Origin of the sequence: Sphaerimonospora mesophila (genome assembly GCF_001417795.1) — a bacterium.
Classification (GTDB): Bacteria; Actinomycetota; Actinomycetes; order Streptosporangiales; family Streptosporangiaceae; genus Sphaerimonospora; species Sphaerimonospora mesophila.
On sequence record NZ_BCBX01000048.1, the window covers coordinates 1 to 24,829 of the forward strand.

General features: G+C 66.8%; 35 protein-coding genes. All 35 read left to right on the forward strand.

The annotated features are described in order from the left end of the window. Nucleotides 1-23: 23 nt before the first annotated feature. The 35 genes from AP234_RS28090 (at nucleotide 24) to rpsD (ending at nucleotide 24,825) form a co-directional block, all read left to right on the forward strand. Nucleotides 24-3,899, forward strand: a complete 3,876-nt coding sequence (locus AP234_RS28090; RefSeq protein ID WP_055482767.1) for a DNA-directed RNA polymerase subunit beta' — start codon at nucleotides 24-26, stop codon at nucleotides 3,897-3,899. Between the two features lie 578 nt (nucleotides 3,900-4,477). Continuing rightward, nucleotides 4,478-4,852, forward strand: coding sequence for a 30S ribosomal protein S12 (rpsL, locus tag AP234_RS28095; RefSeq protein WP_055482768.1), 375 nt, complete (start codon nucleotides 4,478-4,480; stop codon nucleotides 4,850-4,852). 1 nt (nucleotide 4,853) lies between these two features. Further along, nucleotides 4,854-5,324 carry a 30S ribosomal protein S7 gene (gene rpsG / locus AP234_RS28100; protein ID WP_055482769.1) on the forward strand — a complete coding sequence of 157 codons (471 nt, stop codon included), beginning with the start codon at nucleotides 4,854-4,856 and terminating at the stop codon, nucleotides 5,322-5,324. An 84-nt stretch (nucleotides 5,325-5,408) separates the two neighbouring features. Beyond that, nucleotides 5,409-7,457 (forward strand): elongation factor G, encoded by a 2,049-nt coding sequence (gene fusA / locus AP234_RS28105; protein ID WP_055482887.1) that lies wholly within the window; start codon nucleotides 5,409-5,411, stop codon nucleotides 7,455-7,457. A 117-nt stretch (nucleotides 7,458-7,574) separates the two neighbouring features. Continuing rightward, nucleotides 7,575-8,768 (forward strand): elongation factor Tu, encoded by a 1,194-nt coding sequence (tuf, locus tag AP234_RS28110; RefSeq protein WP_055482770.1) that lies wholly within the window; start codon nucleotides 7,575-7,577, stop codon nucleotides 8,766-8,768. Between the two features lie 260 nt (nucleotides 8,769-9,028). Further along, nucleotides 9,029-9,337 carry a 30S ribosomal protein S10 gene (gene rpsJ, locus AP234_RS28115; protein WP_012887830.1) on the forward strand — a complete coding sequence of 103 codons (309 nt, stop codon included), beginning with the start codon at nucleotides 9,029-9,031 and terminating at the stop codon, nucleotides 9,335-9,337. A 13-nt stretch (nucleotides 9,338-9,350) separates the two neighbouring features. Next, a complete protein-coding gene (gene rplC, locus AP234_RS28120) occupies nucleotides 9,351-10,007 on the forward strand; it encodes a 50S ribosomal protein L3 (RefSeq protein ID WP_055482771.1) in 657 nt (218 codons plus the stop codon). Next, complete coding sequence (gene rplD, locus AP234_RS28125) at nucleotides 10,004-10,651, forward strand: 50S ribosomal protein L4 (RefSeq protein ID WP_055482772.1); 648 nt, start codon at nucleotides 10,004-10,006, stop codon at nucleotides 10,649-10,651. The genes rplC and rplD overlap by 4 nt, the downstream gene beginning before the upstream one ends. Then, entirely contained in the window at nucleotides 10,651-10,953 is a 303-nt protein-coding gene (gene rplW / locus AP234_RS28130; protein ID WP_055482773.1) for a 50S ribosomal protein L23, read from the forward strand. The genes rplD and rplW overlap by 1 nt, the downstream gene beginning before the upstream one ends. 91 nt (nucleotides 10,954-11,044) lie before the next feature. Next, nucleotides 11,045-11,881 (forward strand): 50S ribosomal protein L2, encoded by an 837-nt coding sequence (gene rplB / locus AP234_RS28135; protein WP_055482774.1) that lies wholly within the window; start codon nucleotides 11,045-11,047, stop codon nucleotides 11,879-11,881. Nucleotides 11,882-11,892: 11 nt separating this feature from the next. Further along, entirely contained in the window at nucleotides 11,893-12,171 is a 279-nt protein-coding gene (gene rpsS / locus AP234_RS28140) for a 30S ribosomal protein S19 (RefSeq protein ID WP_055482775.1), read from the forward strand. A gap of 33 nt (nucleotides 12,172-12,204) precedes the next feature. Beyond that, the gene (gene rplV / locus AP234_RS28145) at nucleotides 12,205-12,558 is read left to right on the forward strand and encodes a 50S ribosomal protein L22 (RefSeq protein ID WP_055482776.1); all 354 of its coding nucleotides are present in this window, start codon (nucleotides 12,205-12,207) and stop codon (nucleotides 12,556-12,558) included. After that, nucleotides 12,558-13,442: a 30S ribosomal protein S3 gene (rpsC, locus tag AP234_RS28150; RefSeq protein WP_055482777.1), complete on the forward strand. Its 885-nt coding sequence runs from the start codon at nucleotides 12,558-12,560 to the stop codon at nucleotides 13,440-13,442. The genes rplV and rpsC overlap by 1 nt, the downstream gene beginning before the upstream one ends. A 2-nt stretch (nucleotides 13,443-13,444) precedes the next feature. After that, entirely contained in the window at nucleotides 13,445-13,864 is a 420-nt protein-coding gene (gene rplP, locus AP234_RS28155) for a 50S ribosomal protein L16 (RefSeq protein ID WP_055482778.1), read from the forward strand. Continuing rightward, nucleotides 13,864-14,100 (forward strand): 50S ribosomal protein L29, encoded by a 237-nt coding sequence (gene rpmC, locus AP234_RS28160; RefSeq protein ID WP_055482779.1) that lies wholly within the window; start codon nucleotides 13,864-13,866, stop codon nucleotides 14,098-14,100. The genes rplP and rpmC overlap by 1 nt, the downstream gene beginning before the upstream one ends. Continuing rightward, nucleotides 14,093-14,395 (forward strand): 30S ribosomal protein S17, encoded by a 303-nt coding sequence (rpsQ, locus tag AP234_RS28165; protein ID WP_055482780.1) that lies wholly within the window; start codon nucleotides 14,093-14,095, stop codon nucleotides 14,393-14,395. The genes rpmC and rpsQ overlap by 8 nt, the downstream gene beginning before the upstream one ends. 186 nt (nucleotides 14,396-14,581) lie before the next feature. After that, nucleotides 14,582-14,950, forward strand: coding sequence for a 50S ribosomal protein L14 (gene rplN, locus AP234_RS28170; RefSeq protein WP_055482781.1), 369 nt, complete (start codon nucleotides 14,582-14,584; stop codon nucleotides 14,948-14,950). An 8-nt stretch (nucleotides 14,951-14,958) separates the two neighbouring features. Continuing rightward, nucleotides 14,959-15,267 (forward strand): 50S ribosomal protein L24, encoded by a 309-nt coding sequence (gene rplX, locus AP234_RS28175; protein ID WP_083502524.1) that lies wholly within the window; start codon nucleotides 14,959-14,961, stop codon nucleotides 15,265-15,267. Continuing rightward, the gene (gene rplE / locus AP234_RS28180; protein WP_055482783.1) at nucleotides 15,267-15,836 is read left to right on the forward strand and encodes a 50S ribosomal protein L5; all 570 of its coding nucleotides are present in this window, start codon (nucleotides 15,267-15,269) and stop codon (nucleotides 15,834-15,836) included. Before rplX ends, rplE begins: the two co-directional genes overlap by 1 nt. Before the next feature lie 13 nt (nucleotides 15,837-15,849). Next, the gene (locus tag AP234_RS28185; RefSeq protein WP_055482784.1) at nucleotides 15,850-16,035 is read left to right on the forward strand and encodes a type Z 30S ribosomal protein S14; all 186 of its coding nucleotides are present in this window, start codon (nucleotides 15,850-15,852) and stop codon (nucleotides 16,033-16,035) included. Between the two features lie 279 nt (nucleotides 16,036-16,314). Beyond that, nucleotides 16,315-16,713 carry a 30S ribosomal protein S8 gene (gene rpsH / locus AP234_RS28190; RefSeq protein WP_055482785.1) on the forward strand — a complete coding sequence of 133 codons (399 nt, stop codon included), beginning with the start codon at nucleotides 16,315-16,317 and terminating at the stop codon, nucleotides 16,711-16,713. A gap of 19 nt (nucleotides 16,714-16,732) precedes the next feature. Beyond that, the gene (gene rplF / locus AP234_RS28195) at nucleotides 16,733-17,275 is read left to right on the forward strand and encodes a 50S ribosomal protein L6 (protein WP_055482786.1); all 543 of its coding nucleotides are present in this window, start codon (nucleotides 16,733-16,735) and stop codon (nucleotides 17,273-17,275) included. A gap of 2 nt (nucleotides 17,276-17,277) precedes the next feature. After that, nucleotides 17,278-17,661, forward strand: a complete 384-nt coding sequence (gene rplR / locus AP234_RS28200; RefSeq protein ID WP_055482787.1) for a 50S ribosomal protein L18 — start codon at nucleotides 17,278-17,280, stop codon at nucleotides 17,659-17,661. A 43-nt stretch (nucleotides 17,662-17,704) separates the two neighbouring features. Continuing rightward, nucleotides 17,705-18,337 (forward strand): 30S ribosomal protein S5, encoded by a 633-nt coding sequence (gene rpsE, locus AP234_RS28205; protein WP_055482788.1) that lies wholly within the window; start codon nucleotides 17,705-17,707, stop codon nucleotides 18,335-18,337. A gap of 2 nt (nucleotides 18,338-18,339) precedes the next feature. Continuing rightward, entirely contained in the window at nucleotides 18,340-18,522 is a 183-nt protein-coding gene (gene rpmD / locus AP234_RS28210) for a 50S ribosomal protein L30 (protein ID WP_055482789.1), read from the forward strand. A gap of 2 nt (nucleotides 18,523-18,524) precedes the next feature. Further along, entirely contained in the window at nucleotides 18,525-18,980 is a 456-nt protein-coding gene (rplO, locus tag AP234_RS28215) for a 50S ribosomal protein L15 (RefSeq protein WP_055482790.1), read from the forward strand. Between the two features lie 193 nt (nucleotides 18,981-19,173). Then, complete coding sequence (gene secY, locus AP234_RS28220; RefSeq protein WP_055482791.1) at nucleotides 19,174-20,481, forward strand: preprotein translocase subunit SecY; 1,308 nt, start codon at nucleotides 19,174-19,176, stop codon at nucleotides 20,479-20,481. Next, entirely contained in the window at nucleotides 20,481-21,134 is a 654-nt protein-coding gene (locus AP234_RS28225; protein WP_055482792.1) for an adenylate kinase, read from the forward strand. Before secY ends, AP234_RS28225 begins: the two co-directional genes overlap by 1 nt. Nucleotides 21,135-21,218: 84 nt before the next feature. Beyond that, the gene (gene map / locus AP234_RS28230; RefSeq protein ID WP_055482793.1) at nucleotides 21,219-22,034 is read left to right on the forward strand and encodes a type I methionyl aminopeptidase; all 816 of its coding nucleotides are present in this window, start codon (nucleotides 21,219-21,221) and stop codon (nucleotides 22,032-22,034) included. An 86-nt stretch (nucleotides 22,035-22,120) separates the two neighbouring features. After that, the gene (locus AP234_RS28235; protein ID WP_055482794.1) at nucleotides 22,121-22,558 is read left to right on the forward strand and encodes a DUF1707 SHOCT-like domain-containing protein; all 438 of its coding nucleotides are present in this window, start codon (nucleotides 22,121-22,123) and stop codon (nucleotides 22,556-22,558) included. A 210-nt stretch (nucleotides 22,559-22,768) separates the two neighbouring features. Then, nucleotides 22,769-22,990: a translation initiation factor IF-1 gene (gene infA / locus AP234_RS28240; protein WP_030508344.1), complete on the forward strand. Its 222-nt coding sequence runs from the start codon at nucleotides 22,769-22,771 to the stop codon at nucleotides 22,988-22,990. Between the two features lie 39 nt (nucleotides 22,991-23,029). Then, the gene (rpmJ, locus tag AP234_RS28245) at nucleotides 23,030-23,143 is read left to right on the forward strand and encodes a 50S ribosomal protein L36 (protein WP_003956441.1); all 114 of its coding nucleotides are present in this window, start codon (nucleotides 23,030-23,032) and stop codon (nucleotides 23,141-23,143) included. A gap of 214 nt (nucleotides 23,144-23,357) precedes the next feature. Next, nucleotides 23,358-23,738, forward strand: coding sequence for a 30S ribosomal protein S13 (rpsM, locus tag AP234_RS28250; protein WP_055482795.1), 381 nt, complete (start codon nucleotides 23,358-23,360; stop codon nucleotides 23,736-23,738). A gap of 35 nt (nucleotides 23,739-23,773) precedes the next feature. Then, nucleotides 23,774-24,178, forward strand: a complete 405-nt coding sequence (rpsK, locus tag AP234_RS28255; RefSeq protein WP_020542285.1) for a 30S ribosomal protein S11 — start codon at nucleotides 23,774-23,776, stop codon at nucleotides 24,176-24,178. Nucleotides 24,179-24,198: 20 nt separating this feature from the next. Further along, nucleotides 24,199-24,825 carry a 30S ribosomal protein S4 gene (gene rpsD / locus AP234_RS28260; protein ID WP_055482796.1) on the forward strand — a complete coding sequence of 209 codons (627 nt, stop codon included), beginning with the start codon at nucleotides 24,199-24,201 and terminating at the stop codon, nucleotides 24,823-24,825. The last annotated feature ends 4 nt before the right edge of the window (nucleotides 24,826-24,829 follow it).

Here is a 24,829-nt window from a genome sequence, read left to right on the forward strand (position 1 = left end):
TCTAAAAGCTGAGGGGACAAAAAGTGCTGGACGTCAACTTCTTCGACGAGCTGCGCATCGGTCTGGCGACCGCCGACGACATCCGCCAGTGGTCGCACGGCGAAGTGAAGAAGCCGGAGACCATCAACTACCGGACTCTCAAGCCGGAAAAGGACGGGCTCTTCTGCGAGAAGATCTTCGGCCCGACCCGGGACTGGGAGTGCTACTGCGGTAAGTACAAGCGGGTCCGCTTCAAGGGCATCATCTGTGAGCGCTGCGGCGTCGAGGTCACCCGTGCCAAGGTGCGCCGCGAGCGGATGGGCCACATCGAGCTGGCCGCTCCCGTCACCCACATCTGGTACTTCAAGGGCGTTCCTTCGCGCCTGGGTTACCTGCTCGACCTGGCCCCGAAGGACCTGGAGAAGGTCATCTACTTCGCGGCCTACATGATCACGCATGTCGACACCGAGATGCGTGAGCGTGACCTGCCGTCGCTGGAGGCCAAGATCTCCGTCGAGCGGCAGCACATCGAGCAGCGCCGCGACGCCGACATCGAGGCCCGCCAGAAGAAGCTCGAGGCCGACCTGGCCGAGCTGGAGGCGGCCGGTGCCAAGGGCGACGCCCGCCGCAAGGTGCGCGAGGGCGCCGACCGCGAGATGCGTCAGCTCCGCGACCGGGCCCAGCGCGAGCTGGACCGGCTGGAGGAGGTCTGGAGCCGGTTCAAGAACCTCAAGGTTCAGGACCTCGAGGGCGACGAGCTGCTCTACCGGGAGATGCGCGACCGCTTCGGCCGCTACTTCCGCGGGGGCATGGGCGCCCAGGCGATCCAGGAGCGGCTGAGCAGCTTCGACCTGGAGGCCGAGGCGGAGAACCTGCGCGAGACCATCCGCAGCGGCAAGGGCCAGAAGAAGGCCCGTGCGCTCAAGCGGCTCAAGGTCGTGGCGGCGTTCCTCAACACGCGGAACTCGCCCAGCGGCATGGTGCTGGACTGCATTCCGGTCATCCCGCCGGACCTGCGCCCGATGGTGCAGCTCGACGGTGGCCGGTTCGCGACCTCCGACCTGAACGACCTCTACCGCCGCGTCATCAACCGGAACAACCGCCTCAAGCGGCTGCTCGACCTCGGCGCGCCCGAGATCATCGTGAACAACGAGAAGCGGATGCTGCAGGAGGCCGTCGACGCGCTGTTCGACAACGGCCGCCGCGGACGTCCGGTCACGGGCCCGGGCAACCGCCCGCTGAAGTCCCTCAGCGACATGCTGAAGGGTAAGCAGGGCCGCTTCCGGCAGAACCTGCTGGGCAAGCGAGTCGACTACTCCGGCCGTTCCGTCATCGTCGTCGGCCCGCAGCTCAAGCTGCACCAGTGCGGCCTGCCCAAGCAGATGGCGCTGGAGCTGTTCAAGCCGTTCGTGATGAAGCGCCTGGTGGACCTGAACCACGCGCAGAACATCAAGTCGGCCAAGCGCATGGTCGAGCGGGCCCGCCCGGTCGTGTGGGACGTGCTGGAAGAGGTCATCACCGAGCACCCGGTGCTGCTCAACCGCGCGCCCACGCTGCACCGCCTGGGCATCCAGGCGTTCGAGCCGCAGCTCGTCGAGGGCAAGGCCATCCAGATCCACCCGCTGGTCTGCACCGCTTTCAACGCGGACTTCGACGGCGACCAGATGGCCGTGCACCTGCCGCTGTCCGCCGAGGCCCAGGCCGAGGCGCGCATCCTGATGCTGTCCACCAACAACATCCTCAAGCCGGCGGACGGCAAGCCGGTGACGATGCCCACCCAGGACATGGTCATCGGGCTGTACTGGCTGACCACGGAGAAGGAGGACGCGCTGGGTGCCGGCCGGGTGTTCTCGTCCGTGGCCGAGGCGCTCATGGCGTTCGACCGTCGCGAGTTGGACGTACAGGCCAGGGTCCAGATCAGGATGAAGGACTTCCCGCCGCCGCGCGGCTGGGAGGCGCCCGAGGGCTGGGAGGCCGGACAGCCGTTCCGGCTGGAGACCACGCTGGGCCGGTGCCTGTTCAACCAGACGCTGCCCGACAACTACCCCTTCGTGGACTACCAGGTCGGCAAGAAGCAGCTCTCCGGAATCGTGAACGAGCTGGCCGAGCGGTACCGGAAGGTGGAGGTCGCCAACGCGCTCGACGCGCTCAAGGACACCGGGTTCTACTGGGCCACCCGCGCCGGTGTCACCATCTCCATCGAGGACGTCGTGGCGCCGCCCAACAAGGCGGAGATCATGGATTCGTACGAGCGGCGGGCCGACAAGGTCCAGCGCGAGTACGACCGCGGTCTGATCACCGACGAGGAGCGCCGTCAGGAGCTCATCGAGATCTGGACGCACGCCACGGCGGACGTCGAGACCGACATGGTCAACGCCTTCCCGGCCACCAACCCGGTGTGGATGATGGTCAACTCCGGCGCCCGCGGTAACAAGATGCAGGTCCGGCAGATCGCCGGCATCCGCGGCCTGGTGTCCAACACCAAGGGTGAGACGATCCCGCGGCCGATCAAGTCCTCCTTCCGCGAGGGCCTGTCGGTGCTGGAGTACTTCATCTCCACCCACGGTCAGCGGAAGGGTCTGGCGGACACCGCGCTGCGGACCGCCGACTCCGGTTACCTGACCCGTCGTCTGGTCGACGTGGCCCAGGACGTCATCGTCCGGGAGATCGACTGCGGCACCGACAGGGCCGTCCCGCTGCGGGTGGGCGAGCGCGACTTCCAGGGCAACCTGGTCAAGGCGGAGAACGCCGAGAGCAACGTGCACGGCCGGATCCTGGCCGAGGACGTCGAGGCGGACGGCAAGCTGGTCGCATCGAGGGGCACCGACATCAACGACGCCGTGGTCACCGCGCTCGTCGCGGCCGGCGTCGAGACGGTCAGGACCCGCAGCACACTCGTGTGCGAGGCCAAGATCGGTGTCTGCGCGATGTGCTACGGCCGTTCGCTGGCCACCGGCAAGCTCGTCGACGTCGGCGAGGCCGTCGGCATCATCGCCGCCCAGTCGATCGGTGAGCCGGGCACGCAGCTGACCATGCGTACCTTCCACACCGGTGGTGTGGCGGGTGCGGACATCACCCACGGTCTGCCGCGAGTCACCGAGCTCTTCGAGGCCCGCATCCCCAAGGGTGTGGCCCCGATCAGCGAGGTCGCCGGTCGGGTGCGGATCGACGAGACCGACAAGACGCGCAAGGTCGTCATCACGCCGGACGACGGCTCCGACGAGGTGGCCTACCCGGTCTCGATGCGGGCTCGGCTGCTCGTCTCGGAGGGGCAGCACGTCGAGGTCGGCCAGCTGCTCGTCGCGGGTGCCCGCAACCCGAACGAGGTTCTGCGCATCCTCGGCCCGCGTGCCGTCCAGCTCCACCTGGTCGACGAGGTGCAGCAGGTCTACCGCTCGCAGGGTGTGTCGATCCACGACAAGCACATCGAGGTCATCGTCCGGCAGATGCTCAAGCGGGTGAACGTGCTCGAGTCGGGTGACACCGAGCTGCTGCCCGGTGAGCTCGTCGAGCGGCCGCGCTTCGAGGCCATGAACCGCCAGACCGTGGCGGAGGGCGGCCAGCCCGCCGCCGGCCGTCCGGTGCTGATGGGCATCACGAAGGCGTCGCTGGCCACCGAGTCGTGGCTGTCGGCGGCGTCCTTCCAGGAGACGACGCGGGTGCTCACCGACGCGGCGATCCACGCCAAGTCGGACTCGCTGCTCGGCCTCAAGGAGAACGTCATCATCGGAAAGCTCATCCCGGCCGGTACGGGCATGCCGCAGTACCGCAACATCCGGGTGGAGCCGACCGAGGAGGCGAAGGCCGCGATGTACACCGTGGGCGGTTACGACGGCTCGGCGGCGGACTACACGTTCGGCGCCGGCAGCGGCGAGGCCGTCCCGCTGGAGGAGTACGACTTCGGCCAGTACGGCCGTTAGGGAGTGTCGAGAAAAGCGGTGTCCGTCGCGGGGCCCAGCCGGGCCGCGCACGGCGGGACATGCTTTTGAACACGACTTAGGTCGATGGGAAACGCCCGGAGTGGTCCGCCACTCCGGGCGTTTCCGCATTCCTGGCATCGGAACCGGGTCCGTACCGGTAGAATCGGCGAGAGTCTTATGTGCGGCCCGCGTGGAAGCGGGCCGTCGGAGCCGGGGTACGGACAATGTCGGCCCAGGCGCGTTCGTTTTGACGACTCGCGTCTGCCTGGGTAGTGTTGTCCTTCGTGCCCATGGTTCGTGGGCTCGCATGCGTGTGCTCGAGAGCCTTCTCCCCACGCGGGAGACGGGTGTAGGCGCCGCGTGATTCCTCCAGATCGACCGGGTCCGCCCGGGTGTGATACGGCCAGTCCGCGACACGCCCGAGCGCGTGGGTCGGAGGGCGAGGAAGACCAGCAGGTCATGACACCGGCAGTACCTGCGAAAAAGCACAGTCGGGCGAAGAAACTGGGCCGAGCGTGGCCGAGAGACCTCGAACCGACAACGACGTAGCACCGGCCAAGGCGCGAAATGGAGACGTAGTGCCTACTATCCAGCAGTTGGTCCGTAAGGGCCGACAGGACAAGGTAACGAAGACGAAGACACCGGCGCTGAAGGGAAGTCCGCAGCTCCGGGGCCACTGCGTGCGCGTCTACACTACGACTCCCAAGAAGCCCAACTCCGCCCTGCGCAAGGTGGCGCGTGTCCGCCTCACCAGCGGCATCGAGGTCACCGCATATATCCCGGGCGTTGGGCACAACCTTCAGGAGCACTCCATCGTGCTCGTGCGTGGCGGTCGTGTGAAGGACTTGCCGGGCGTTCGTTACAAGATCGTCCGTGGGGCGCTCGACGCTCAGGGTGTCCGCAACCGCAAGCAGGCCCGCAGCCGTTACGGCGCGAAGAAGGAGAAGAGCTGACATGCCGCGCAAGGGTTCCCCTGGCCGCCGCCAGTTGATCGCCGACCCGGTGCACAACTCACCGCTGGTCACCGCGCTGATCAACAAGGTTCTCCTGGACGGCAAGCGCTCCATCGCCCAGTCGATCGTCTACGGCGCCCTCGACGGCTGCCGGGAGAAGACGGGCAACGACCCGGTCGTCACGCTCAAGCGGGCTCTGGACAACGTCAAGCCCACCCTCGAGGTCCGCAGCCGTCGTGTCGGTGGCGCGACCTACCAGGTGCCGGTCGAGGTGCGCGCGTCGCGCAGCACCACCCTGGCCCTGCGGTGGATCGTCCAGTACGCGCGGGCGCGCCGCGAGAAGACCATGACCGAGCGCCTCATGAACGAGCTGCTCGACGCGAGCAACGGCCTCGGCGCCAGCGTGAAGCGGCGCGAGGACACGCACAAGATGGCCGAGTCCAACAAGGCTTTCGCCCACTACCGCTGGTAGTAGGCAACTACGACGAGTTAGGACGCGAGAGAAGTGGCCACCACGACCGCTCTTGACCTGGCCAAGGTCCGCAACATCGGGATCATGGCCCACATCGACGCGGGCAAGACCACGACGACTGAGCGCATCCTGTTCTACACCGGCATCAACTACAAGCTCGGTGAAACCCATGAGGGCGCCGCCACCATGGACTGGATGGAACAGGAGCAGGAGCGCGGCATCACGATCACGTCTGCCGCGACCACCTGTAGCTGGCTTGATCACACGATCAACATCATCGACACTCCCGGTCACGTGGACTTCACCATCGAGGTGGAGCGCTCGCTCCGCGTCCTCGACGGCGCCGTCGCGGTGTTCGACGCGGTCGCCGGCGTGGAGCCGCAGTCGGAGACGGTCTGGCGGCAGGCCGACCGGTACGGCGTGCCCCGCATCTGCTTCGTGAACAAGATGGACCGGGTCGGCGCGGAGTTCCACCGCTGTGTCGACATGATCGTGTCCCGGCTGGGCGCGACGCCGCTGGTCGTTCAGCTCCCCTGGGGTGTCGAGGCCGAGTTCAAGGGCGTCATCGACCTGGTGAGGATGAAGGGCCTGATCTGGAGCGCCGAGGCGGCCAAGGGCGAGATGTACGACACCGTCGACGTCCCGGCCGACCACGCCGACGCGGCCCGTGAGTGGCGCGACAAGCTGGTCGAGACCGTCGCCGAGAACGACGACGAGCTGATGGAGCTGTTCCTCGAGGGCATCGAGCCCAGCGAGGAGCAGCTGGTCGCGGCCATCCGCCGCGCCACCATCAAGGGTGCGGTCAACCCGGTCCTGTGCGGCACCGCGTTCAAGAACAAGGGCGTGCAGCCCCTGCTCGACGCGATCGTGGCCTACCTGCCGGCGCCGATCGACATTCCCGCCATAGACGGGCACGCCCCCGGCAACGAGGAGAAGGTCGTCGAGCGGCACGCCGACCCGGCCGAGCCGTTCTCCGCGCTCGCCTTCAAGATCATGAGCGACCCGCACCTGGGCAAGCTCACCTACATCCGCGTCTACTCGGGCAAGATCGACGCCGGCACCGGGGTCGTCAACTCGACCAAGGGTAAGAAGGAGCGGATCGGCAAGATCTACCAGATGCACGCGAACAAGCGCGAGGAGCGCTCGTCCGCGTCCGCCGGTCAGATCGTCGCCGTCATGGGCCTGAAGGACACCACCACCGGTGACACGCTCAGCGACCCGGCGAACCAGGTGATCCTCGAGTCGATGAACTTCCCCGCCCCGGTCATCAACGTGGCCATCGAGCCCAAGACCAAGGGCGACCAGGAGAAGTTGGGCACCGCGATCCAGCGCCTGACCGAGGAGGACCCGTCCTTCCAGGTTCGCCGCGACGAGGAGACCGGGCAGACGGTCATCTGGGGAATGGGCGAGCTCCACCTGGAGGTCTTCGTCGACCGGATGCGCCGCGAGTTCAAGGTCGAGGCCAACGTCGGCCGCCCGCAGGTCGCCTACCGCGAGACCATCCGCCGGAAGGTGGAGAAGGTCGAGTACACGCACAAGAAGCAGACCGGTGGTTCCGGTCAGTTCGGTCGTGTGATCATCGCGCTCGAGCCGCTGGGCGAGGGCAACGACGGGTACGAGTTCGAGAACAAGGTCACCGGTGGCCGCATCCCGCGGGAGTACATCCCGTCGGTGGACGCGGGCTGCCAGGAGGCCGCCGAGTTCGGTGTGCTCGCCGGCTACCCGATGGTGGGGGTCAAGGTCACCCTCCTGGACGGTGCGTACCACGAGGTCGACTCGTCCGAAATGGCTTTCAAGATCGCTGGTTCGATGGCCTTCAAGGAGGCCGCTCGGAAGGCGGACGCCGTTCTCCTCGAGCCGATGATGGCCGTTGAGGTCATCACGCCCGAGGATTACATGGGTGACGTCATCGGTGACCTCAACGGACGCCGCGGACAGATCCAGGCAATGGAAGACCGGACCGGGGCCAAGGTCATCCAGGCCCTCGTCCCGCTGTCAGAGATGTTCGGTTACGTGGGCGACCTGCGCAGCAGGACCCAGGGCCGGGCCGTCTACAGCATGCAGTTCGACTCCTACGCGGAGGTGCCTCCGGGCATCGCCAAGGAGATCGTCGCGAAGGCTCGGGGCGAATAAGTTTCGCTCGGGACGCGAGTCCGCCACGTATGGCGGAGCACCTTCGCCGGTGCCCCGCCATACGGAGCCTGAGTTAGAAGACGCAAGTCAAGTCAGAATCTCTAAGGAGACAGACCAGTGGCCAAGGCCAAGTTCGAGCGGAACAAGCCGCACGTGAACATCGGCACCATTGGGCACATCGACCACGGCAAGACCACTCTGACCGCGGCGATCACCAAGGTGCTTCACGACCGTTTCCCGCACCTCAACGAGGCGACCCCGTTCGACAAGATCGACAAGGCGCCCGAGGAGAAGGCTCGCGGTATCACCATCTCCATTTCGCACGTGGAGTACCAGACCGAGAAGCGCCACTACGCCCACGTGGACTGCCCCGGTCACGCCGACTACGTGAAGAACATGATCACCGGTGCCGCCCAGATGGACGGTGCGATCCTGGTGGTCGCGGCGACCGACGGCCCGATGCCGCAGACGAAGGAGCACGTCCTCCTGGCCCGCCAGGTCGGCGTTCCCTACATCGTCGTGGCGCTCAACAAGTCGGACATGGTCGACGACGAGGAGATCCTGGAGCTCGTCGAGCTCGAGGTCCGCGAGCTGCTGTCCGCCCAGGAGTTCCCGGGCGACGACGTGCCGGTCATCCGCGTCTCGGCGCTGAAGGCGCTCGAGGGCGACGAGAAGTGGGGCGACGCCATCGTCGAGCTCATGACCGCGGTCGACGACAACGTTCCCGAGCCGGTCCGTGACACCGACAAGCCGTTCCTGATGCCGATCGAGGACGTCTTCTCGATCACCGGTCGCGGCACCGTCGTCACCGGCCGTATCGAGCGCGGCATCGTCAAGGTCAACGAGGTCGTCGACATCATCGGCATCAAGGAGAAGGGCACCTCGACGACCGTCACCGGCGTCGAGATGTTCCGCAAGCTCCTCGACGAGGGCCAGGCCGGTGACAACGTCGGTCTGCTCCTGCGTGGCATCAAGCGTGAGGACGTCGAGCGCGGTCAGTGTGTCATCAAGCCGGGCACGACCACCCCGCACACCGAGTTCGAGGCGCAGGTCTACATCCTGAACAAGGACGAGGGCGGCCGCCACACGCCGTTCTTCAACAACTACCGTCCTCAGTTCTACTTCCGTACGACCGACGTGACCGGCGTGGTGAACCTCCCCGAGGGCACCGAGATGGTCATGCCGGGCGACAACACGGAGATGCGCGTCGAGCTCATCCAGCCGATCGCCATGGAAGAGGGTCTGAAGTTCGCGATCCGCGAGGGTGGCCGCACCGTCGGCGCCGGTCGCGTGACGAAGATCATCAAGTAGTACCATCGCTGGGCGGCGGTCGGGACCGCCGGAGGAGTGTCCGAGGACACGACCCGGGCCTGACCGCCGCACCGCGGAGGGGCCGCCAGCCGGCCCCGCCCACGGGCGGCGACACCGTGATCTCGCAGTCGTCTCGGCCACCGGCCGAGTCCGCTGCCAGATCACGGTTCGGCTGGGTGGGAAGACCTGCGGCGTAGGCACTGTGACCTATCGGCCGCGTGAAGCTTTATACGACGACAGCGAAGGACACCGAGGCCATCATGGCGGGACAGAAGATCCGCATCCGGCTCAAGGCGTATGACCACGAGGTCATCGACAGCTCGGCCAAGAAGATCGTCGAGACGGTGACGCGGACCGGCGCCAAGGTCGCTGGCCCGGTGCCGCTGCCGACCGAGAAGAACGTGTACTGCGTCATCCGGTCGCCGCACAAGTACAAGGACAGCCGTGAGCACTTTGAGATGCGCACCCACAAGCGGCTGATTGACATCATCGACCCCACGCCGAAGACGGTCGACTCGCTCATGCGCCTCGACCTGCCTGCCGGCGTCGACATCTCGATCAAGCTCTAAGGAACGCACTGACATGGCTAAGCAGATCAAGGGCGTCCTGGGCAAGAAGCTCGGCATGACCCAGGTCTTCGACGAGGCGAACCGGGTGGTCCCGGTGACCGTCGTCGAGGCCGGTCCGTGCGTGGTGACCCGGGTTCGCACTCCTGAGAAGGACGGCTACTCCGCGATTCAGCTCGGTTACGGGCAGATCGACCCGCGCAAGGTGAACAAGCCGCTCGGTGACTACCTGCGCAAGCACGACATCACGCCCCGGCGCTACTTCGTCGAGGTCCGGACGGACGACGCCTCCGAGTACACGCTCGGTCAGGAGATCCTCGCCGACACCTTCGAGGCCGGGCAGTACGTGGACGTCACCGGCAAGAGCAAGGGCAAGGGCTACGCGGGTGTCATGAAGCGCCACAACTTCCGTGGTCTGGCCGCTTCGCACGGTACCCAGCGCAAGCACCGTTCGCCGGGCTCCATCGGCGGCTGCGCCACCCCGGGCCGCGTCTTCAAGGGCCTGCGCATGGCCGGCCGGATGGGCAACGCCCGCACGACCATCCAGAGCCTCAAGGTCCACGCCGTGGACGCCGAGAAGAACATCATCCTGATCAAGGGTGCTATCCCCGGCCCCAACGGCAGCCTCGTCCTCATCCGCACCGCCGCCAAGAAGGGGGTTGCTGCCAAATGACCAGCATTGACGTCCTCGACGCGACCGGTGCCAAGACGGACTCCGTGGACCTGCCCGCGGAGATCTTCGGCGCCAAGGTCAACGTGCCGCTGATCCACCAGGTCGTGGTCGCGCAGCTCGCCGCGGCCCGGCAGGGGACCCACTCCACCAAGACCCGCGGCGAGGTCCGCGGCGGTGGCAAGAAGCCGTACCGCCAGAAGGGCACCGGCCGCGCCCGCCAGGGCTCGACCCGTGCGCCGCAGTTCACCGGCGGCGGCATCGTGCACGGCCCGAAGCCGCGCTCGTACGACCAGCGGACGCCCAAGAAGATGAAGGCGGCCGCGCTGCGCGGCGCCCTGTCCGACCGGGCGGGCGGCGGTCGTGTCCACGTGGTGACCAACCTGATCACCGGTGAGACGCCCAAGACCAAGGTGGCCATGGAGGCGCTGCGCAAGGTGACCCAGGCCCGCCGGGTGCTGGTCGTCCTCGACGCGCAGGACGAGGTCACCTGGCTGAGCCTGCGCAACGTGCCCGAGGTCCACCTCCTGGAGGCGGGCCAGCTCAACACCTACGACGTGCTCTGCAGCGACGACGTGGTCTTCACCCGCGAGGCGTACGACCAGGTCGTGGCCCGGCTGGCGAACAGCGGGAAGGAAGAGGCCTGATGGAGAAGATCACCGACCCGCGCGACATCATCGTCAAGCCGATCGTCTCCGAGAAGAGCTACGGTCTGATCGACGAGCACAACCAGTACACGTTCCTGGTGCGCAAGGACGCGAACAAGACCCAGGTGAAGATCGCCGTTGAGCAGATCTTCGGGGTCAAGGTGACCGGCGTGAACACGATCAACCGGCAGGGTAAGCGCAAGCGGACCCGGCACGGCTATGGGCAGCGTCCCAACACCAAGCGCGCGATCGTGAGCCTGGCCGAGGGTGAGCGGATCGACATCTTCGGTCAGATCGGCTAACGCGGCGGGATCGCCACTTATGTCAGCGCCGGGGGGACCGCCGTGAGGCGGACCCCGACCGGTACGAACCGACAAAGGATGAACGAAAGAGATGGGCATCCGTAAGTACAAGCCGACGACCCCGGGTCGTCGCGGCGCGAGCGTCTCGGACTTCTCCGAGCTCACGCGCAGCACCCCGGAGAAGTCGCTGCTTGCCCCCCTGCACAACAAGGGCGGCCGTAACGTGCATGGCCGGGTGACGGCCCGGCACCAGGGAGGCGGGCACAAGCGCGCCTACCGGATCATCGACTTCCGCCGCCACGACAAGGACGGGATCCCGGCCAAGGTCGCACACATCGAGTACGACCCGAACCGGACGTCCCGCATCGCGCTGCTCCACTACGCCGACGGCGAGAAGCGGTACATCATCGCGCCGGTCGGTCTCAAGCAGGGGGATCGTGTCGAGAACGGTCCCGGCGCCGACATCAAGCCGGGCAACTGCCTGCCGCTGCGCAACATCCCCACCGGTACTTTCATCCACGCGGTGGAGCTCCGTCCGGGCGGTGGCGCCAAGCTGGGCCGCAGCGCCGGCGCGCAGATCCAGCTCCTCGCCAAGGAGGGCAACTACGCCACGCTGCGCATGCCGTCCGGCGAGATGCGCCAGGTCGACGTGCGGTGCCGGGCCTCGGTGGGCCAGGTCGGCAACACCGAGCAGGCCAACATCAGCATCGGCAAGGCGGGCCGCAACCGGTGGAAGGGCAAGCGCCCCTCGGTCCGCGGTGTCGCCATGAACCCGGTCGACCACCCGCACGGTGGTGGTGAGGGCAAGACCTCCGGCGGTCGCCACCCGGTGAACCCGAAGGGCAAGCCCGAGGGCCGCACCCGTCAGTCGAACAAGGCGAGCGACCGGCTGATCATCCGTCGTCGGAGCAAGAGGAAGAAGCGGTAGGAGCAGCCGACATGCCACGTAGCCTCAAGAAGGGCCCCTTCGTGGACGGCCACCTGATCAAGAAGGTGGACGCCCAGAACGAGAAGGGCACCAAGAACGTCATCAAGACGTGGTCGCGGCGTTCCATGATCGTGCCGGACATGATCGGTCACACGATCGCCGTGCACGACGGCCGCAAGCACGTTCCGGTCTTCATCACCGAGTCGATGATCGGCCACAAGCTCGGAGAGTTCGCCCCGACGCGGACGTTCCGCAGCCACGTCAAGGAAGACCGCCGCAGCCGGCGGTAAGCGCCTTCAAAGCAAGCATCAGAGGAGACAGCGATGGAAGCCAGGGCACAGGCGCGGTACGCGCGCCACACGCCCCGGAAGGCCCGCCGCGTGGTGGACCTCATTCGCGGGCTGCCCGCTTCGGAGGCGCAGGCCGTGCTGAAGTTCGCTCCCCAGTCGGCGAGTGAGACGGTTTACAAGGTGCTCTCGAGCGCGATCGCGAACGCCGAGCACAATTTCAAGCTCGACCGGGACACGCTGGTCGTGAGCCGCGCGTGGGTCGACGAGGGGCCGACGCTGAAGCGGTTCCGCCCGCGTGCCCAGGGTCGCGCCTATCGGATCAACAAGAGGACGAGCCACATCACGGTGATCGTGGAGTCCCGCGAGCCGAAGGGGAGGACCCGCTAGTGGGCCAGAAAGTCAACCCGCACGGGTTCCGCCTAGGTATCACGACCGACTTCAAGAGCCGGTGGTACGCCGACAAGCTCTACAAGTCGTACGTCGCCGAGGACGTGGCGATCCGCCGCCTGCTGCTGAAGGGCACGCTGCAGAAGGGCACGGACCGGGAGAAGGGCTTGGAGCGGGCCGGCGTCTCGAAGATCGAGATCGAGCGCACCACCGACCGGGTCCAGGTCGACATCCACACCGCCCGGCCGGGCATCGTCATCGGCCGCCGCGGCGCGGAGGCCGACCGCATCCGGGGCAGCCTGGAGAAGCTGACCAAGAAGCAGGTCCAGCTCAACATCCTCGAGGTGAAGAACCCCGAGATCGACGCGCAGCTCGTCGCGCAGGGCGTGGCCGAGCAGCTCTCCAGCCGTGTGTCGTTCCGCCGGGCCATGCGCAAGGCGATGCAGTCCGCGATGAAGAGCGGGGCCAAGGGCATCCGGGTCCAGTGCTCGGGTCGTCTGGGCGGCGCCGAGATGTCGCGCTCGGAGTTCTACCGTGAGGGTCGGGTGCCGCTGCACACGCTGCGCGCCGACATCGACTACGGCTTCTTCGAGGCCCGCACCACCTTCGGCCGGATCGGCGTGAAGGTGTGGATCTACAAGGGCGAGGCCCCGACCAGCCGCGCCGAGCGTGAGGCGGCTGCCGCCGCTGCCGCCGGCGCCCGGGCGGGTCAGCGCCGCGAGGACCGGCGCGGCGAGCGCCCGCGTCGCGGTGGCGACCGTCCGCGCCGCGGCGGTGCGGGCCGTGGGGACCGCGCCAGGACCGAGGCAACCAGGAGTGAGGCGGCCGTGCAGGCCGCCCCCGAGACCGGCCCGGCGGAGCAGCCGGGTGCTGAAGGGAGCTGACCATGCTGATCCCGCGCAGGGTCAAGCACCGCAAGCAGCACCGGCCCGACCGTAGCGGCGCCGCCAAGGGCGGCACCAGGGTCGCGTTCGGCGAGTTCGGCATTCAGGCGCTTGAGCACGCCTACGTGACGAACCGTCAGATCGAGGCTGCCCGTATCGCCATGACCCGGCACATCCGCCGTGGTGGAAAGGTCTGGATCAACATCTTCCCGGACCGTCCGCTCACGAAGAAGCCGGCCGAGACCCGAATGGGTTCCGGTAAGGGTTCGCCGGAGTGGTGGGTCGCCAATGTCAAGCCCGGTCGCGTCATGTTCGAGCTGTCCGGTGTCGCCGAGCCCGTGGCCCGCGAGGCCCTGCGGCGCGCGATGCACAAGCTCCCGATGAAGTGCCGGTTCGTCAAGCGTGAAGTGGGTGAGGCGTGATGGCTAAGGGTCTGACCGCCGCTGAGCTGCGGGTGGAGGATCAGGACGTCCTGGTCCAGAAGCTGAAGGAAGCCAAGGAGGAGCTGTTCAACCTCCGCTTCCAGGCGGCGACCGGCCAGTTGGAGAGCCACGGGCGGCTCCGTGCCGTCCGCCGCGAGATCGCCCGTATCTACACCGTGATGCGCGAGCGGGAGCTCGGCATCGTCACGGTCGAGAAGGAGTCGAGCGATGGCTGAGACAACTGAGGCAACCGAGGCGACCGAGACCGGCCGCAAGAGCGTGCGGAACTACCGCAAGACCCGTGAGGGTCTCGTGGTGAGCGACAAGATGGACAAGACCGTCGTCGTCGCCGTCGAGGACCGCGTCAAGCACCCGCTGTACGGCAAGGTCATCCGCCGGACGACCAAGTACAAGGCCCACGACGAGCAGAACGCGTGCGGTGTCGGCGACCGTGTCCTCCTGATGGAGACCCGGCCGATGTCCGCCACCAAGCGCTGGCGGATCGTCGAGATCCTCGAGAAGGCCAAGTAACACGAACGCGCCTCGTGGGGGGTGGGCGGACCACCCCCCATGACGGTGTCCAAGGGGTCGGACGGATCACCCGCCCGGCCCGCCTGCGGCGGCGGTCGTACGGCTGTCGCCGGAGGAACAAGACCACATCGGTTCCGCCAGGCTCACCCGCGAGGGTGAGAACCGGCGAGACAAACAGGAGTTGACGTGATCCAGCAGGAGTCGCGGCTCAAGGTCGCCGACAACACGGGTGCGAAGGAGATCCTCTGCATCCGTGTTCTCGGCGGCTCCGGTCGGCGCTACGCGGGAATCGGCGACATCATCGTCGCCACGGTGAAAGACGCCATTCCCGGCGGAGGCGTGAAGAAGGGCGACGTTGTCAAGGCTGTCGTGGTGCGCACCGTCAAGGAGCGCCGCCGCCCCGACGGCTCCTACATCCGCTTCGACGAGAACGCGGCGGTCATCATCAAGGACAGCGGCGACCCGAGGGGCACCCGCATCTTCGGCCCCGTGGGCCGGGAGCTGCGTGACAAGAAGTTCATGCGCATCATCTCGCTCGCCCCGGAGGTGCTGTGATGCCGAAGCTGCATGTGAAGAAGGGTGACCTCGTCCAGGTCATCGCCGGCAAGGACAAGGGCGCCAAGGGTCGTGTGATCGCCGCCTACCCGCGCGAGGAGCGTGTGGTGGTCGAGGGCGTCAACATGATCAAGAAGCACTCCAAGGTGACCCACCAGGGCCCGCGCGGCGCTCAGGAGGGCGGCGTGCGGACCATGGAGGCCCCCATCCACGTGAGCAACGTGAAGAAGCTCAAGGACGAGGACAAGGCCGACAAGCCCGAGAAGAAGGCCGCCGCGAAGAGCGACGCCGCCGACGAGACGGGTGAGGACAACTGATGACCGCCACGACTGAAGAACGCGTCGTTCCGCGCCTCAAGCAGCGCTACCGCGAGGAGATCATCGCGAAGCTGCGTGAGGAGTTCGGCATCGAGAACATCATGCAGGTGCCCACGATCACCAAGATCAAGGTGAACATGGGCGTCGGCGAGGCCGCTCGCGACTCGAAGCTGATCGAGGGCGCCGTACGCGACCTCACCGCGATCACCGGCCAGAAGCCCGCCGTGGCCCGCGCCCGCAAGTCCATCGCCCAGTTCAAGCTGCGCGAGGGCATGCCGATCGGCGCGCACGTGACGCTGCGCGGCGACCGCATGTGGGAGTTCCTCGACCGGCTGCTCTCGCTCGCGCTGCCCCGCATCCGGGACTTCCGCGGCCTGTCGCCGAAGCAGTTCGACGGCAACGGCAACTACACCTTCGGGCTCACCGAGCAGGTCATGTTCCACGAGGTCGACCAGGACAAGGTCGACCGGCAGCGGGGCATGGACATCACGGTCGTGACCACCGCGAAGAACGACGAGCAGGGCCGGGCGCTGCTGAGGCACCTCGGCTTCCCGTTCAAGGAAGCGTAAGGGAGACCTGATCATGGCGAAGACGTCGCTGAAGGTCAAGGCAGCGCGCAAGCAGAAGTTCCAGGTCCGGGCGTACACTCGTTGCTCCCGCTGTGGCCGGCCGCGCGCTGTCTACCGTAAGTTCGGGCTGTGCCGCGTGTGCTTCCGTGAGATGGCGCACCGCGGTGAGCTGCCCGGCATCACCAAGGCGAGCTGGTGACATCTCGCTGACATCCCGCCAGGGATGTCAGCGGTCCTTCTGAAGGAACCGTGAGGGGCTTTCGGAGGGAGGCGGGGGTCGCTCCGCCGGATGTCAGTTGTCCTCCCGAGGGCCCTGAGGGGCTTGCGGGAGGAGGCGGGGGGCCAGCCCCCCGCGGGAAGTCATAACCAACCGGGCGCTGTCATCAGCGCCCACGACCACACCGAAGGTCCGCGCGTGTCAGGGCCCGCCGAGGCGGGAGGACCAGGGCGGAAACCGCGGTGAGGAGGGCCACCGGCCATGACGATGACCGACCCGATCGCAGACATGCTGACGCGTCTGCGTAACGCGAACTCGGCCTATCACGACACCGTGAGCATGCCCTACTCCAAGATCAAGGCGCACATCGCCGAGATCCTGCAGCAGGAGGGCTACATCCAGGCCTGGAACGTGGAGGACGCCAAAGTCGGCAAGAACCTCGTGGTTGAGCTCAAGTTCGGGCCCAGCCGCGAGCGCGCGATCGCGGGCCTGCGCCGGGTGTCGAAGCCCGGTCTGCGGGTCTATGCAAGGAAGGACAACCTGCCCCGGGTTCTGGGCGGGCTGGGCGTTGCGATCATTTCGACGTCCAGCGGCCTGATGACCGACAAGCAGGCCGGCAAGCGTGGAGTGGGCGGGGAAGTCCTCGCCTACGTCTGGTAACGAGGGGAGGAACCACAGCATGTCGAGAATCGGACGGCTGCCCATCCCCGTACCGTCGGGTGTCGAGGTCACGATCAACGGCCGGGATGTCCAGGTCAAGGGGCCCAAGGGCACGCTCGCTCACACCGTCGTCGAGCCGATCGAGGTCGCCAGGGCGGAGGACGGCACCATCGCCGTCACGCGCCCGAACGACGAGAACAAGGTGCGGGCGCTTCACGGGCTGTCCCGGACGCTCATCGCCAACATGGTCACGGGCGTGACGCAGGGATACACGAAAACGCTGGAGATCGTCGGCGTGGGTTACCGCGTCCAGGCCAAGGGCCCGACCCAGCTCGAGTTCGCGCTGGGCTTCAGCCACCCGGTGGTCGTGAACGCCCCCGAGGGCGTCACCTTCCGCGTCGAGAAGCCGACGCTGTTCCACGTGGACGGCATCGACAAGCAGAAGGTCGGCGAGGTCGCCGCGAACATCAGGAAGCTGCGCAAGCCCGACCCGTACAAGGGCAAGGGCGTGCGCTACCAGGGCGAAGTTATCCGCCGCAAGGTCGGAAAGGCTGGTAAGTAGGCATGGCTGGGAAGACTGCGTTCGGCAAGCACACGGCCGCCCGCGTCGTCTCGCGGGCCCGCCGCCACCGCCGCGTCCGCAAGAAGGTCGTCGGCACAGAGCAGCGCCCGCGCCTCGTCGTCAACCGGTCGTCGCGGCACCTGTTCGTGCAGATCGTCGACGACACCAAGGGCCACACGCTGGTGAGCGCGTCCACCATGGACGCCTCGCTGCGTGGCGCTGAGGGCGACAAGACCGACAAGGCGAAGAAGGTCGGCGAGCTTCTCGCTCAGCGGGCCAAGACCGCCGGGATCACCGCCGTCGTTTTCGATCGTGGTGGCAACCGCTACGCGGGGCGCATCGCCGCCCTCGCGGACAGCGCCCGTGAAGGCGGGCTGGAGTTCTGATGATCCCGGCCCGTGACATGAGCAACGAGAAGAGGAACCACTGATGGCTGCAGCTCCGCGTCGCGGCGCAGGCGGCGGTGGCGAGCGGCGGGACCGTCGTGACGATCGCCGCGGCGGCGCCGCCGACAAGGGCGTCTCGTACATCGAGCGCGTCGTAAAGATCAACCGAGTGGCCAAGGTCGTCAAGGGCGGTCGGCGCTTCAGCTTCACCGCGCTGGTCGTCGTCGGTGACGGCAACGGCATGGTCGGGGTCGGGTACGGCAAGGCCAAGGAGGTGCCCGCGGCGATCGCCAAGGGCGTCGAGGAGGCCAAGAAGCACTTCTTCAAGGTGCCCCGCATCCAGGGCACGATCCCGCACACCGTGCAGGGCGAGGAGGCCGCCGGCGTCGTCCTGCTGCGTCCGGCCTCTCCCGGTACCGGTGTCATCGCGGGTGGTCCGGTGCGCGCGGTCCTGGAGGCCGCCGGGATCCACGACGTGCTGTCGAAGTCGCTCGGCTCCCAGAACCCGATCAACATCGTCCACGCCACCGTGCGGGCTCTGAAGGACCTCAGCAGGCCCGAGGAGATCGCCGCCCGTCGTGGGCTGCCGATCGAGGACGTCGCCCCCAAGGCGATGCTCAGGGCGCGTGCGGAGGGTCTCGCCGAGGCCGCCGCCGCGGCGAAGGCGGTGAGCTGACGATGGCCCGACTGAAGATCACCCAGCTCCGGTCGAAGATCGGTGGCAAGCAGAACCAGCGTGACTCGCTGCGCTCGCTGGGCCTGAAGCGGATCGGCGACGTCGTCGTCAAGGAGGACCGCCCGGAGATCCGGGGCATGGTCGCCACGGTGGCGCACCTCGTCCACGTCGAAGAGGTCGATTAGCCATGACTGAAAACACTCCGCTTAAGATTCATGACCTCCGTCCCGCCCCCGGGGCCAACAAGGCCAAGGTCCGCAAGGGCCGTGGCGAGGCTTCCAAGGGCAAGACGGCCGGTCGCGGCACCAAGGGCACCAAGGCCCGTAAGAACGTCGCCCTCGGCTTCGAGGGTGGCCAGATTCCCCTCCAGCGGCGGCTGCCGAAGCTGAAGGGCTTCTCCAACGCCCTGTTCAAGACGACCTATCAGGTCGTCAACCTGGACAGACTCGGTGAGCTGTTCCCGGCAGGCGGGACCGTGACCCTGGACGACCTGGTCGCCAAGGGTGCGGTGCGCAAGAACCAGCCCGTCAAGGTGCTGGGAACCGGTGAGATCTCCGTGGCGTTGAACGTGCAGGCGCACGCATTCTCGGCCACGGCCAAGGAGAAGATCACCGCTGCCGGTGGTTCGACTTCTGAGCTCTAGAACCGAGGTCTGGTCAGGATGTGCACGAGGCGCGGAGGTTCGTTATGAGCCTCCGCGCCCGTAGTGCGTTAGAGTTCGCAGGGCAGTCAGTTGACTCACCGTTCGACCCAGCTTGTTGGCAAGTAGAAATGTCGATGGTCGCCCCCCAGCCCATCGCCGACCATTACCGCGTCACTGGCGCGCAGGAGGGACCGTGCTAACCGCGATTACCCGGGCATTCCGGACGCCGGACCTGCGCAAGAAGCTGCTCTTCACCTTGGGCATCATCGTGCTGTTCCGGCTGGGCTCGGTGCTTCCCACGCCCGGCGTCAACTCTGAGAATGTCGCCAAGGCGCTAGAGCAGGCGCAGGCCGGAGAGTCAAGCAACATCTACGGGATGGTGCAGCTCTTCAGCGGCGGCGCTCTGCTGAGACTTTCAGTCTTCGCCCTGGGCATCATGCCGTACATCACCGCAAGCATCATCCTGCAGTTGCTCGTGGTCGTGATCCCCCGTCTCGAGGCCCTCAAGAAGGAGGGTCAGGCGGGCCAGGCGAAGATCACACAGTACACGCGATATCTGACCATCGGGCTCGCCGTGCTCCAGTCGACTGCTTTCGTCGCTCTGGCGCGCTCGGGGCAACTCTTCCCGAACAGCAACCTGCCGGTCCTGCTGAGCAATGACATCTTCCCGCTCGTGACCATGGTGGTCGTGATGACCGCCGGCACCGCCGTGATCATGTGGCTCGGTGAGCTGATCACCGACCGCGGCGTCGGCAACGGCATGTCGGTCCTGATCTTCACGCAGGTCATCGCGGTCTTCCCGGCCGAGCTGATCAACATCTACCGGGTCAGCGCGTTCAAGTTCGCCGTGGTGATGATCACCGGTATCGCCATGATCGCTTTCGTGGTCTTCATCGAGCAGGCCCAGCGCCGCGTCCCGGTGCAGTACGCCAAGCGCATGGTGGGCCGCCGGATGTACGGCGGGACCTCCACCTACATCCCGCTGAAGGTGAACCAGGCCGGCATCATCCCGGTCATCTTCGCGTCCTCGCTGCTGTACCTGCCGCAGCTGGCGGTCACCCTGTGGGGCAACACCGAGAAGCCCAACGTGGTCATCGAGTGGCTGGCACAGAACATGATCCAGGGGGACGACCCCGTCTACTCGGCCGCCTACTTCCTGCTGATCATCTTCTTCACCTACTTCTACGTGTCCATCACCTTCAACCCCACTGAAGTCGCGGACAACATGAAGAAGTACGGTGGGTTCATCCCGGGCATCCGTCCGGGTCGGCCGACCGCCGAGTACCTGGGCTTTGTGCTCAACAGGCTCACGGCCACCGGCGCTCCGTATCTGGGCTTCATCTCGCTGATCCCGATCGTGGCGCTCGGCTCGGTCGGCGCGAGCGCGAACTTCCCGTTCGGAGGGACCAGTATTCTGATCATGGTTGGTGTGGGCCTGGACACGGTCAAGCAGATCGAAAGTCAGCTTCAGCAGCGTAACTACGAGGGCTTCCTGAGATAGTGCGCCTCGTTTTGGTCGGGCCCCCCGGAGCGGGCAAGGGGACGCAGGCCCAGTTCATCGCATCGCACCTGTCGATCCCGAAGATATCGACCGGTGACATTTTCCGCGCCAACGTGTCGGGGGGCACGCCCCTCGGCAAGCTTGCCAAGGAGTACATGGACCGCGGCGACCTGGTCCCCGACGAGGTCACGGTCGCCATGGTCCGCGACCGCCTGTCAGAGGACGACGCGCAGGAGGGCTTCCTGCTCGACGGCTTCCCGCGCAACGTGCCCCAGGCGGAAGTGCTCAAGAAGATGTTGGCCGAGTTCGGCACGGCACTCGACCTGGTGCTGGAGCTGGTCGTCGACGACGACGAGGTCGTCAGACGGCTGGCGGGCCGGCGCACCTGCCGCTCGTGCGGCAAGGTATGGCACGAGCTGTTCGATCCCCCCACGCAGCCGGGTGTCTGCGACGCCTGCGGCGGCGAGCTGTTCCAGCGCGACGACGATCGGGAGGAGACCATCAGGCACCGCCTGGAGGTCTATCAGGAGCAGACGGCTCCGCTGGTCGCCTTCTACGCCGACGAGGGCATCCTCGTGGGAGTGGACGCGACGGGTCCGGTCGAGGAGGTAACCCAGCGGGCCATGGCCGTCCTACGGCGGTTCGCCGACTGATTGCTTACCAAAGGCTCGAACGCCACTCCGAACCATGGAGTGGCGTTCAGCTTGTATGGGACAATTCATGAAAGGGGGTGCGAATTGTTCAAGAAGAGCCGGCACGGAATCCAGATCAAGACCGCGGAGCAGCTGGACAAGATGCGTGCCGCGGGCCTGGTGGTGGCCAGGACGCTGGAACTGCTCCGGTCGTCCGTGGAACCGGGACTCACCCCCCTCGATCTCGATGCCATCGCGGAGAAGGCCATCCGGGACGAGGGCGCCATCCCGTCGTTCAAGGGCTACCAGGGCTTTCCCGCGACCATCTGCGCCTCGGTGAACGATGAGGTCGTCCACGGCATCCCGACCGATCGCCGCAAGCTGCGCGAGGGCGACATCATCTCCATCGACTGCGGCGCGATCCTCGACGGCTGGCACGGCGACTCGGCCATCACGGTCCCGGTCGGCGAGGTCGACCCGAAGCTGACCGAGCTGATGCGAGTGACCGAGGAGGCCATGTGGCGGGGCATCTCGGCCCTGCGGGTGGGCGGTCATCTGTCGGACATCGGTTTCCGGGTCGAGAAGTACGTTCGCTCCCAGGGTCGGTACGGGATCCCGCCCGAGTACGGCGGGCACGGCATCGGCACCGAGATGCACATGGACCCGTGGGTGGCCAACCACGGCAAGCCCGGCCGGGGGCCGCGCTTCGAGGTGGGCATGTGCTTCGCCGTCGAGCCCATGGTCAACCTCGGGACCGAGCGGACGAAGGTCCTCGGCGACGACTGGACGGTGGTCACACTCGACGGCAGGGCCTCGGCGCATTTCGAGCACAGCGTCGCGGTGACCGAGGACGGTCCGCTGGTGCTGACCGCTCTCGACGGAGGCGCCTCCCGGTTCGGCTCGGGCGCGGACGGCCTCTGACCGTACGGCCGTTCCGGCGAACGGTGGGGGCGTCCGCGCGGGATGGCGGGATAATGGTTTTATCGCTCGATCAACGGGAGTTGGGGATGGCGGCGACGCCGGAGATGCGGGCCTCCGACGGCGACCGGGACCGGGTCGCCGCCGCGCTGCGTGAGCACATGGCCGAGGGCAGGCTCACCGTCGACGAGTTCAACGAGAGGCTGGAGCAGGTCTACGGGAGCCGGACGTACGGCGAGCTCGCCAGGCTGACGTCAGACCTGCCCGAGATCGACCTGCACACCCTTCCTGCCGCCTTGGACAGGACCGCGGGGAGGCCGCCGAGCCCTCGCGGCCGGACCGCCCTGAAGGCCGCCTGGGGCGCGTGGGCGACGGCCAGCGCCATCAACTGGGTGATCTGGCTGATCGTGTCCATCGGCTCCAGCGACATGATCTACCCGTGGCCCCTGTGGGTGATGGGCCCGTGGGGCGCCGTGCTGCTCATGAGCACGATTTTCGGCGGGGGCGACCAGGGTCGTCGCCGATAGCCTGGCTCCTCCCCGTGAGGCCCGTTCGGCCTGACATCGTGTGTTCGTTTCGCATTCTGCGCCGGGTTGTCGTACACTCCTTTGTCGGTTCACTATGACCTTTTGCGCCAAGGCGGCCCGGCAGGCCGCTGCTCTCTGGAAGCGCCCGAAAGGTCGCGGCTGCTTAGTGTTCCGAAGCCTCAGACGACCAATCAGTGAAACGCGAGGGCCATGGCCAAGAAAGACGGCGCCATCGAGATTGAGGGCACTGTGATCGAGTCGCTCCCGAACGCGATGTTCCGGGTGCAGCTCGACAATGGCCACAAGGTCCTTGCCCACATCAGCGGACGGATGCGGATGCACTACATCCGGATCCTCCCCGACGACCGAGTTGTGGTCGAACTGAGTCCCTACGACCTGAGTCGTGGGCGGATCGTCTACCGGTACAAGTAGGTCCCCTGCGGGCGGGCCCACGCGGAACGAATTAGGACTATGAAGGTCAAGCCGAGCGTCAAGAAGATCTGCGACAAGTGCAAGGTGATCCGCCGGCACGGTCGCGTCATGGTGATCTGCGACAACCTGCGCCACAAGCAGCGCCAGGGCTAGTCGCGGCGGCCCCGCCGAGTCCGCTCGCGTAGCGGACCGAGGAATCCGGGGCCGGACAACAGAAATCGCGTCTCACACCCGCGCAGGCGGTCTCCCGTAGCGGAGGCCGTACCACGCGGGAGACCCCCGGTCGGAGGCCGGGGCCCTCGCCCCGGGCATGGGGAGGGGAGGCGAGGCGCAGGACCTCCGCCACACCGAAGGAGAATGCCCGACCATGGCCCGCCTGGTTGGCGTCGACCTCCCCCGCGACAAGCGGCTGGAGATCGCTCTCACCTACATTTACGGAATCGGCCGCACCCGTGCCCAGGAGATCCTGGAGGCGACGGGGATCAGCCCCGACATGCGCGTTCACCAGCTCACCGATGCGGAGCTGGTGCCGATGCGTGACTACATCGAGGCGAACTACAAGATCGAGGGTGACCTCCGTCGCGAGGTTCAGGCCGACATCCGTCGCAAGATCGAAATCGGCTGTTACCAGGGCATCCGGCACCGCAAGGGGCTGCCCGTCCACGGCCAGCGGACGCAGACGAACGCCCGCACCCGCAAGGGCAAGAAGAAGACCGTGGCCGGCAAGAAGAAGCCGGGCAAGAAGTAGTCCTAGCAGCCACCATTCCAGGAGATAGCGCTTAAATGCCGCCGAAGAGCCGCCAGGGCGCACCGAAGAAGGTGCGCCGCAAGGAGAAGAAGAACGTCGCTCACGGGCACGCCCACATCAAGAGCACGTTCAACAACACCATCGTTTCGATCACCGACCCCAACGGGAACGTGATCTCCTGGGCCAGCGCCGGTCACGTCGGGTTCAAGGGCTCTCGCAAGTCCACCCCGTTCGCCGCGCAGATGGCTGCCGAGAACGCCGCTCGCCGGGCCATGGAGCACGGCATGCGCAAGGTCGACGTGTTCGTCAAGGGTCCCGGCTCCGGCCGGGAGACCGCGATCCGTTCGCTTCAGGCCACCGGCCTGGAGGTCGGGTCCATCCAGGACGTCACCCCCGTTCCGCACAACGGCTGCCGCCCGCCCAAGCGCCGTCGCGTCTGAGCTCAGGAGAATAGAAAGAAATGGCTCGTTACACGGGTCCGGACTGCAAGCTCTGCCGCCGCGAGAAGACCAAGCTCTTCCTCAAGGGCAAGAAGTGCGAGTCCGCCAAGTGCCCCATCGAGATCCGTCCTTACCCGCCGGGTGAGCACGGCCGCGGCCGTCCGAAGGAGTCTGAGTACCAGCTCCAGCTTCGGGAGAAGCAGAAGACCCGCCGCATCTACGGCGTCCTCGAGAAGCAGTTCCACAACTACTACGAGGAAGCCAACCGCAAGGCCGGCAAGACCGGTGAGAACCTTCTCCAGATCCTGGAGAGCCGTCTCGACAACGTGGTCTACCGCGCCGGTTTCGCCGAGTCGCGCGACGCCGCCCGCCAGCAGGTGCGCCACGGTCACTTCCTGGTGAACGGCAAGAAGGTCGACATCCCGTCGTACCGGGTGCGCGAGCACGACATCATCGAGGTCCGCGAGAAGGCTCGCAACCTGATGCCGTACGAGGTGGCCCGCGCGGTCGCCGGGGACAAGACGATCCCGGCGTGGCTGGGCGTCTCGGCCGAGCAGATGCGCGTCCTCGTGCACCAGCTCCCGGTCCGCCAGCAGATCGACACGCTGGTCCAGGAGCAGCTGATCGTCGAGCTCTACTCGAAGTAAGTAG

Coding starts and splice junctions, on each gene's coding strand:
- rpsE (WP_055482788.1), top strand. CDS start 17,705: ATGGCTGCAGCTCCGCGTCGCGGCGCAGGCGGCGGTGGCGAGCGGCGG.
- rplB (WP_055482774.1), top strand. CDS start 11,045: ATGGGCATCCGTAAGTACAAGCCGACGACCCCGGGTCGTCGCGGCGCG.
- rplR (WP_055482787.1), top strand. CDS start 17,278: ATGGCTGGGAAGACTGCGTTCGGCAAGCACACGGCCGCCCGCGTCGTC.
- rpsM (WP_055482795.1), top strand. CDS start 23,358: ATGGCCCGCCTGGTTGGCGTCGACCTCCCCCGCGACAAGCGGCTGGAG.
- rplE (WP_055482783.1), top strand. CDS start 15,267: ATGACCGCCACGACTGAAGAACGCGTCGTTCCGCGCCTCAAGCAGCGC.
- rpsG (WP_055482769.1), top strand. CDS start 4,854: ATGCCGCGCAAGGGTTCCCCTGGCCGCCGCCAGTTGATCGCCGACCCG.
- rpmD (WP_055482789.1), top strand. CDS start 18,340: ATGGCCCGACTGAAGATCACCCAGCTCCGGTCGAAGATCGGTGGCAAG.
- AP234_RS28185 (WP_055482784.1), top strand. CDS start 15,850: ATGGCGAAGACGTCGCTGAAGGTCAAGGCAGCGCGCAAGCAGAAGTTC.
- AP234_RS28235 (WP_055482794.1), top strand. CDS start 22,121: ATGGCGGCGACGCCGGAGATGCGGGCCTCCGACGGCGACCGGGACCGG.
- infA (WP_030508344.1), top strand. CDS start 22,769: ATGGCCAAGAAAGACGGCGCCATCGAGATTGAGGGCACTGTGATCGAG.
- rplO (WP_055482790.1), top strand. CDS start 18,525: ATGACTGAAAACACTCCGCTTAAGATTCATGACCTCCGTCCCGCCCCC.
- rplF (WP_055482786.1), top strand. CDS start 16,733: ATGTCGAGAATCGGACGGCTGCCCATCCCCGTACCGTCGGGTGTCGAG.
- rpsK (WP_020542285.1), top strand. CDS start 23,774: ATGCCGCCGAAGAGCCGCCAGGGCGCACCGAAGAAGGTGCGCCGCAAG.
- rpmJ (WP_003956441.1), top strand. CDS start 23,030: ATGAAGGTCAAGCCGAGCGTCAAGAAGATCTGCGACAAGTGCAAGGTG.
- rpsJ (WP_012887830.1), top strand. CDS start 9,029: ATGGCGGGACAGAAGATCCGCATCCGGCTCAAGGCGTATGACCACGAG.
- fusA (WP_055482887.1), top strand. CDS start 5,409: ATGGCCCACATCGACGCGGGCAAGACCACGACGACTGAGCGCATCCTG.
- rpsS (WP_055482775.1), top strand. CDS start 11,893: ATGCCACGTAGCCTCAAGAAGGGCCCCTTCGTGGACGGCCACCTGATC.
- rplW (WP_055482773.1), top strand. CDS start 10,651: ATGGAGAAGATCACCGACCCGCGCGACATCATCGTCAAGCCGATCGTC.
- rpsD (WP_055482796.1), top strand. CDS start 24,199: ATGGCTCGTTACACGGGTCCGGACTGCAAGCTCTGCCGCCGCGAGAAG.
- rplV (WP_055482776.1), top strand. CDS start 12,205: ATGGAAGCCAGGGCACAGGCGCGGTACGCGCGCCACACGCCCCGGAAG.
- rpmC (WP_055482779.1), top strand. CDS start 13,864: ATGGCTAAGGGTCTGACCGCCGCTGAGCTGCGGGTGGAGGATCAGGAC.
- rplP (WP_055482778.1), top strand. CDS start 13,445: ATGCTGATCCCGCGCAGGGTCAAGCACCGCAAGCAGCACCGGCCCGAC.
- rplC (WP_055482771.1), top strand. CDS start 9,351: ATGGCTAAGCAGATCAAGGGCGTCCTGGGCAAGAAGCTCGGCATGACC.
- rpsH (WP_055482785.1), top strand. CDS start 16,315: ATGACGATGACCGACCCGATCGCAGACATGCTGACGCGTCTGCGTAAC.
- rplD (WP_055482772.1), top strand. CDS start 10,004: ATGACCAGCATTGACGTCCTCGACGCGACCGGTGCCAAGACGGACTCC.
- rpsQ (WP_055482780.1), top strand. CDS start 14,093: ATGGCTGAGACAACTGAGGCAACCGAGGCGACCGAGACCGGCCGCAAG.